A 7,124-nucleotide genomic window follows, 5' to 3' on the forward strand; every position below is an offset into this window, starting at 1 on the left:
GGCGGGGCGCGAGCGGCTCGGCCAGTGCCACCGGCGCCGTGGCGAGCGGTGGCTCGGCGGCGGGCGGCGCCTGACCGGACGCGCCGGCCACCGGGACGCCGGCGGGCAGGCCGGCCGGGAACCCGCCGGAGGTGCTCGGGTCCTCGTCGGCGGCGGTGACCAGCTCGGCCGGGATCAGCACGACGGCGGTGGTGCCGCCGTACGCGGACTCCTTGAGCTGCACCCGTACGCCGTGCCGCTCGGTCAGCCGGCTGACCACGTAGAGCCCGAGGCGGGAGGCGTTGGCCAGGTTCAGCTCGGACTGGTCGACGATCCGGTGGTTCGCGGCGGCGAGGTCCTCCTCGCTCATGCCCAGGCCACGGTCCTCGATCTCGATGGCGAAGCCGTTGGCCACCTGCTGCCCGCGCACCTCGACCGAGGTGTGCGGCGGGGAGAACGACAGCCCGTTCTCGATCAGCTCGGCGAGCAGGTGGATGACGTCGCCGACCGCGCGGCCGGTGAGCGAGACCGCGCCGAGGGGCAGCACGTTGACCCGGGTGTAGTCCTCGACCTCGGCGACCGCGCCCCGGACGACGTCGACCATGGGCACGTTGCGCCGCCAGGCGCGGCCCGGGGTGGAGCCGGAGAGCACGATGAGGTTCTCCGCGTTGCGCCGCATCCGGGTGGCGAGGTGGTCGACCCGGAACAGGTCCTCCAGTTCCTCGGCGTCGTGCTCGCGACGCTCCATCGCGTCGAGCAGGGTGAGCTGGCGGTGCACCAGCGCCTGGGTGCGCCGGGCCAGGCTGAGGAAGACCTCGCGTACGTTGCGGCGCAGGTCGGCCTGCTCGACGGCGGTGCGGATGGCGGTCTCCTGCACGGCGTTGAACGCCTTGCCCACCTGGCCGATCTCGTCGTCGCCGAACTCGAGCGGAGGCGCCTCCTTGGCGATGTCGACCTCCTCGCCGTGGCCGAGCCGCTCGACGACGCTGGGCAGCCGCTCGTTGGCCAGCCGGATGGCGGCCTCGCGCAGCCGCTCCAACTGCTGCACCAGGGCCCGCGCGGTGGTGATCGACACGACGATCGAGGCGACGACGGCGAGCAGGCCCAGACCGGCGGCCAGCACCAGCCGCAGGACGACGCCGACGGCGATCGGCGCGGCCCGCTCGACGAGCGCGTCACCGGCCTCGATGATGAAGCGCTGCTGCTCGCCGACCACCACGTCGGCCGCCACGCGCCACTCCGCCGCCGACACGGGTGGCGCGCCGCCCGCCCGTCCCTGCACGACGCGGTCCTCCAGGGACCGGAACGCGGTGTACGCCTCGCCGCCGACGAGTGCCTCGTAACGGGCCCGGTCGCCGCTCGACAGGTCGGTACGGACCTGGCTGTCCAGGTAGCGCTGGGCGCCGGTGGCGCGGGCGAAGGCGGCGGTCTCCTCGGGCGTCATCCGGCCGGCGGCCAGGGCGCCGGTGACGAGGGCGTCCTCCTGCGACATGAGTTCGCGGATCCGGACGAGCTGGATCAGCGCCGCGGTCTCCCGCGTGAACTGTTCGTCGTCCAGGTTGCCCAGCGACCCGTACATCCGCAGCACCGAGTCGATGAGTTCGGTGTACTCCCGGGTGGCGGCGGCGCGGTCCACCTGGCGGTCGCGGATGGACTCGCGTACGGCGGCGAGCCGGTCCAGCCCGCTGACGACCGTGTCGATCTGCCGCTGGCTCTCGTCGGCCGCCAGGTCCACCCGCCAGCTGCTGACGGACTTGCGGAAGTCGTCGGCGACGCCCTCGGTCCGCCGCCACTGCGCGTCGAGCTGCTCCCGCTCGGCCGCGCCCGAACCGCCCAGGTACGCCGCGGACGCCCGGCGTTCCGCCTGCAACTCGAGCACCAGCGGCTCACCCGGCTGGGCGACCTGGGCGTCGAGCACCTGCACCCAGAGGAGACTGACGCCCTCCCGGAGGGTCACCCACGCGGCGAACGCCCACAGCGCAACGAGTGAGGCCAGCAGAGCCACGACTTTCCGGCGCAGATTGGAGCTGCGGGAACCCATTTAAAACCATCCCTGGCGGGGAGTCTGATTCATCCGATCGGCGGTTTCCGCATGGCGCTTCGACCGACCCGGCGCACGGTAGCAGTGTCCCGACGATCACTCAAGCAGTGCTGATCATGACCGGTGCGTCATCGGGGGCACCGGGTCGCGGGGCTCACCGTCCTGCGTGGCCGCTCAGCCGCGCCAGGTGCCGCGCCGCGAGCACGGCGGCCCGCACGATGAGCACCGGGTGGTAGAGATCCTTGTCATGCCACAGTGGAACGCCGTCACCGTCCTCGTCGCGATGCTCATCGAGGTAGGCGAGCGCGCGGCGCACGGCGGTGGCGAGGCCCGGCCGGGGCGTTCGCCCCGTGCCGAGCAGCACCTGGAGGGCGTACGCGGTCTCCTCCGGCGTGCCCGTCCACAGCCCCCACGAGCCGTCGTCGCGCTGGGTGTCGCGCACCCAGTCGGCCGCCCGGTCGAGCCGGCCGCCGGTGGTGTCGGGCGCGTACTCGGCGAGGCCCGCCGCGACGCTGGCCGTCGCGTAGTACGGCGAGGCGTGCCAGCGGTCCGTCCAGCTGCCGTCGGCGAGCTGACCGTCCACCAGCCAGCCGGCCACCCGCCGCGCCACGTCGGCGTACGGGCGGCCCGGACGGTGCCGGGCATGCCAGCCGAGCGCCTCCAGGACGTGGGCGTTCGTGGTGACCGACGCGCCGTCCTCGCCCTGCCAGGTGCAGAAGTGCGTGCCCGTGTCGTACGCCAGGAGGCTGTCGGGCGCCATCGGGCGGCCGAGCCGGGCCAGCGCGAAGAGGGTGACGGCGGTGGTGTCGGCGTCCGTCGGGAGGCCGGGCGAGGTGGCCGCGCCCGTCGGTCCGAGCGCGGCGGCCAGGCTGCCGGTCAGCTCGGCGGGGACGTCCGCCGCCGCGCCGACCCGGGCCAGCCCGCTGAGCACCCAGGCCCGCTCGAACACGGCGATGGGTGTCGTGCACGGCACGGGCCCGCCGCCCCGCACCACGGCTCCGGTCAGGTACTCCAGCGCGCTCCGGTCCGCGCCGGGACGGGCGGGATCGCCCAGCCAGGCCGCGGTGGCGGCGGGCGAGGCCCCGACGGCGCCGGACACGGGCCGGGCCGGCAGGCCCACCCGCGCCCGCTCGTCGAGCACCTCGAAGGCGTGCCACAGCTTCTCCGGTACGGGCCCGCCCGCGGCGAGGAGCCGCCCGACCGCCTCGGCCCGGTGCCGGGTCATGCCGTGCGGCATCGGCAGCGCGGGCACCGGCCGCCCGGGTGCCGCCGTGCCGTCGAGGAGCGCGTCGACGCGGTCGATCAGGGCGGGCACGATCAGGTCGACGCCCGGCATGTCCGGCACGGGCTCGGCGGCGACCAGCAGCCGGTCCCGCAGCACCGCGACGCCCCGGTCCACGGCCGTCGCGAGCCGGTGCGCCTCCCGTTGGCGGGCGCGCCCCGGCGTGCGCAGGGCGTTCAGCAGCGCCTCCACCGCACTCAGGGTCGGCACCAGGCCGTACGCGCCCGGCGCCCCCCACCCGCCGTCGGCGCGCTGGGCGGCCAGCAGGTGACGCAGCCGCTCGGTGTGCCCCGGCAGCCAGGGGGCGTCGCTGACCAGCCGACCGGTCTCGTAGACCGAGGGCGAGACCGTGCCGTCGGGGGCGGCCAGCATCGCCGCCACCAGTTCACGGCCGGCGACGGCGAGCGCGGCGCCCCCCGAGTCCCGGACGGCGACCGGGGCCGCCGTCACGACATGCCCCAGAAGTCGGCCAGCTGGTAGAAGCCGCTGCTGAAGCCGACCTGCCGGGCCAGATAGTCCGCCTCGCGCGGGCAGGTCTCCCGGAGCGGGTCCAGCATCCGGTGGCAGGTGTCCACCAGTGCGGCGAGCCGCTGCTCCACCTCGGCGCGGTCCTCGACCAGCAGCAACGCGTTCAGGTCGCCCCAGCGCACGTCCCGCTCGTAGGTGCCGAGGTCGTTGACGAGGCGCAGGGCGCGCTGCACCTGGTCGCTGACCGCGACCAGCTCGTCCAGCCGGGCGAGGGTGGCCTCGTCGCCGGTGTAGAGCCAGTGCGCGACGTTGACGATCGTGCAGGCGTGGTTGTCGGCGTTGTCCAGGTACGCGTCGAGGCTCGGCAGGGACGACCGGTCCCCGGGCCGCCAGGCCGCCTTCCACTCCCACTCGCGGGCCATCGCCCGCACCGTCGCGTCCACCCGGTCCCGCCACAGCGGACGGTGCGCCGCGAAGGCGTCGGACGTCGCCAGCTCACCCTGGAGCGCGGCCAGGTAGCCGCCGAGGTGGTCGTCGGCGGCGGGCGGCTCGCCGGCGGCCACCGCGAGGCAGCGCGCGACGAGGCCGTCGACCTCGTCGCGGGAGCGCGCCCGGTGGTCGATCAGCCAGTCGAGGGCGAAGCCCCACAGCACGGTCCGGTTCGCGGCGCGCAGTTGCCCGGCCGTGCACCACGGGGCGCCGAAGGCGATGGCCAGCGAGATGTTGGCGAACAACATGGTGTCGAACGGGTCGGCGGGAAACAGTTCGGGGTGCGCCGCGGCCGACGCCTGGAGGTCGCGTTGGCCGCGTACCGCCAGGCCGCAGATCCGGCCCTGTTCCTGCGCGTCCCGCATCTCGTCGCGCCCGCCCGGCGTCGCGTCGCGCGACCGGTCGGGCGTCACCGCGGTCACGCCGGCCGCCGCTCGTGGACCGGGGTCAGCGCCATGACCACCGGCCGGCCCGGACGCAGGGTCGCCGCCAGCTGCTTGGGCGGCATCCCGGCGTCGCGCAGCCGGAAGCGGTACCGGCTGAGGATCGTCGCGACCACCAGCGGAGCCTCCAGGTTGAACAGGTACATGCCGAGGCACTGGTGCGGGCCGCCGCCGAACGGGAAGTACGCGTACCGGTGCTCCCGCCGCGGCTGGTCGCCACGGAACCGGTCGGGATCGAAGGTGTCCGGGCGGTCCCAGTACCGGGCCAGCCGTTGGGTGACGTAGGAGCTGACGGCGACGATGCTGCCGGCTCTGATCCTGGCGCCGCCGATGACGTCGTCCGCCACCGCCGTGCGGGGCACCAGCCACCCGGCGGGGTACATGCGCAGCAGCTCGTCGACCACCGACCGGGTGTAGGTGAGGGCGAGCAGCTGCTCCCGGCTGATCACCCGGTCCGCGCCCACCACCTCGTCCAGCTCGGCGTAGAGCCGGCCGGCCACCTCCGGGTTGGCGTCCAGGATCGGCCACAGCCAGGTCAGTACGGCGTACGTCGTCTCCGTCGCGGTGGCGAACATGGACACCACGTCGTCGCGGACCCGTCGCTCCCCGAGCGGGCGGCCGTCGTCGTCGCGGGCGTTCGCCAGGGCGGCGAGCAGGTCGTCGCCGTCGCGCGGGTGGGCCCGCTCGGCCCGCACCAGGGGCAGCATGATGTCGTCGACGACGCCGATGGCGCGGCGCAGGGCGCGGTCGCCCGGCACCGGTACGGCGTCGGGCACGAAGGGCAGGAGCAGGCGGGCCCGCAGCGCCGTCACGATGGTGTCCTGGGCGGCCACGATCCGCAGCTGGTCGGCGAGGCTCACCCGGTCGGCGAAGAAGACGCTGCTGATCGCCCGGCAGATGACCCGGCCCAGCTCGGCGCCGGCGTCCAGCCACCGGCCGGTGCGGGCCGGCTCGTCGAACTCGTCGACGGCCTCGCTGACGGCCTGGCTCATGGAGTCCACCAGGGAGTCGATGCGCTTGGCGGTGAAGTGCGGCTGCATCCGCCCGCGGCTGGCCTGCCACTCCGGTCCGTCGGACATGATGCCGTCGCCGGTGAGCCGTCGTACCGGCCGCCACAGCATGCTCTGGCCGCCGCGGGTGTAGTTGGCCGCGTTGTCCCGCAGCACGTACTGCACGTGGGCGGGTTCGGTGACCAGGTAGGGGCGGATCGTCCCGAGGTTGAGCCGCAGGACCTCGCCCGGGGCGGCGTCCGCCATCGCGACGAGCTGGCCCAGCGGGTCACGCAGCAGGCCCGGCAGCATCCTCCACAGTGGCGCGGACCGCGCCGGACGACTTCGTGAGTCGTCGGCACCCCGTTCAGCAATGGCATCCCGCACCCGTGGCTCCTCCCGTCGGTCACGCTCCGTTGTGACGGACCGTCATGCGAACGGCTGCCTTGCGTCACGATTCGGGAAGCATGCCATCACCCGTCGAGACTCCGCTAGCCGTCGAATGAGAATTTTGCTCATGGGAATGCTCGTCCATGAAGGATTTCGTGTCGGGCGTCACTTCGGAAGGGTGCGCAGGTGGCGCCACTCGGCGGCCACCGGCCGGTACCCGAACCACGCGTTGACCGCCCGCATCGCGTCGTTGCCGGCGTCGTTGATCGTGGACGCCCACTGGAAGCCCGCCGACCGGGCCGCCCGCAGCGACGCGTGCTTGACCGACCGGGCGAGACCCCGGCCCCGCCACCCGCTGCGGGTGCCCGTCATTCCCGACAGGTAGCGGTCCCGGCCGTCGGTCAGCGCGAGGCTGAACGCCACCACCACGCCGTCGGCCGTCGCCACCGTGCTCAGCGCCCGGTCCAGGTCCGGCCGGTCCCAGTACGCGGCCCGCCAGTCGGAGAAGCCGATCTCGTCCATCCCGACGTCGCCCGGCTCGTCCGCGGCGGCGGCCAGGTCCGCCTCGTACAACGGGCGCGGGTCGACCAGGTCCGCGGCCGTACCCAGCCGCACCCCGGCCGGCGGATCGGGCGCGGCCGGCAGCGCCGCCGCCAGGTCCAGGCCCAGGATCACGCTGCGCCGGCCGGGCCGGTAGCCGCGCCGCTCGGCGAAGGCGAGCGGCGCCGGCTCGTCGACGACCCGCGCGTACGCCCGGCGCACCCCCAGCCCGGCGAGCCGCTCCTCGGCGGCGGCGAGCAGCGCCGACCCGACGCCCCGCCCCCGCCCCTCGGGGCGCACGACCAGGTTGACGAAGCCGAGCCCCGGCTCGGCGCTCTCGTACAGCAGCCCCGTCCGGGCGACGCCGGCGATCCCGTCGCCCGCCTCGGCGACGAGCATCCCGAAGCGCTCGGCCGGCTTGCCGGTCGCCTGCCAGGCGAGCAGCTCCGGCGTGACCACCAGGTGGGGCCGGGCGGCGCGGAGCAGGTCGGCGACCGGCCCCA

The 7,124-nt window shown here is 74.8% G+C and carries 5 protein-coding genes; all 5 read right to left on the bottom strand.

Annotation, left to right across the window (positions count from 1 at the left end):
• A partial coding sequence (locus F6X68_RS28535) for a nitrate- and nitrite sensing domain-containing protein (protein ID WP_151457155.1) occupies positions 1 to 2,020 on the bottom strand: 2,020 nt, incomplete at its 3' end.
• Between the two features lie 154 nt (positions 2,021 to 2,174).
• Positions 2,175 to 3,752, bottom strand: a complete 1,578-nt coding sequence (locus tag F6X68_RS28540) for a prenyltransferase/squalene oxidase repeat-containing protein (protein ID WP_225852479.1) — start codon at positions 3,750 to 3,752, stop codon at positions 2,175 to 2,177.
• Positions 3,749 to 4,624 (bottom strand): terpene synthase family protein, encoded by an 876-nt coding sequence (locus F6X68_RS28545; RefSeq protein WP_151457159.1) that lies wholly within the window; start codon positions 4,622 to 4,624, stop codon positions 3,749 to 3,751. The genes F6X68_RS28540 and F6X68_RS28545 overlap by 4 nt, the downstream gene beginning before the upstream one ends.
• Positions 4,625 to 4,677: 53 nt before the next feature.
• A complete protein-coding gene (locus F6X68_RS28550) occupies positions 4,678 to 6,003 on the bottom strand; it encodes a cytochrome P450 (protein WP_151457156.1) in 1,326 nt (441 codons plus the stop codon).
• A gap of 243 nt (positions 6,004 to 6,246) precedes the next feature.
• On the bottom strand, positions 6,247 to 7,124 hold an 878-nt coding region (locus tag F6X68_RS28555), incomplete at its 5' end, for a GNAT family N-acetyltransferase (RefSeq protein ID WP_151457157.1).

Source organism: Micromonospora sp. AMSO12t (assembly GCF_008806585.1).
Classification (GTDB): domain Bacteria; phylum Actinomycetota; class Actinomycetes; order Mycobacteriales; family Micromonosporaceae; genus Micromonospora; species Micromonospora reichwaldensis.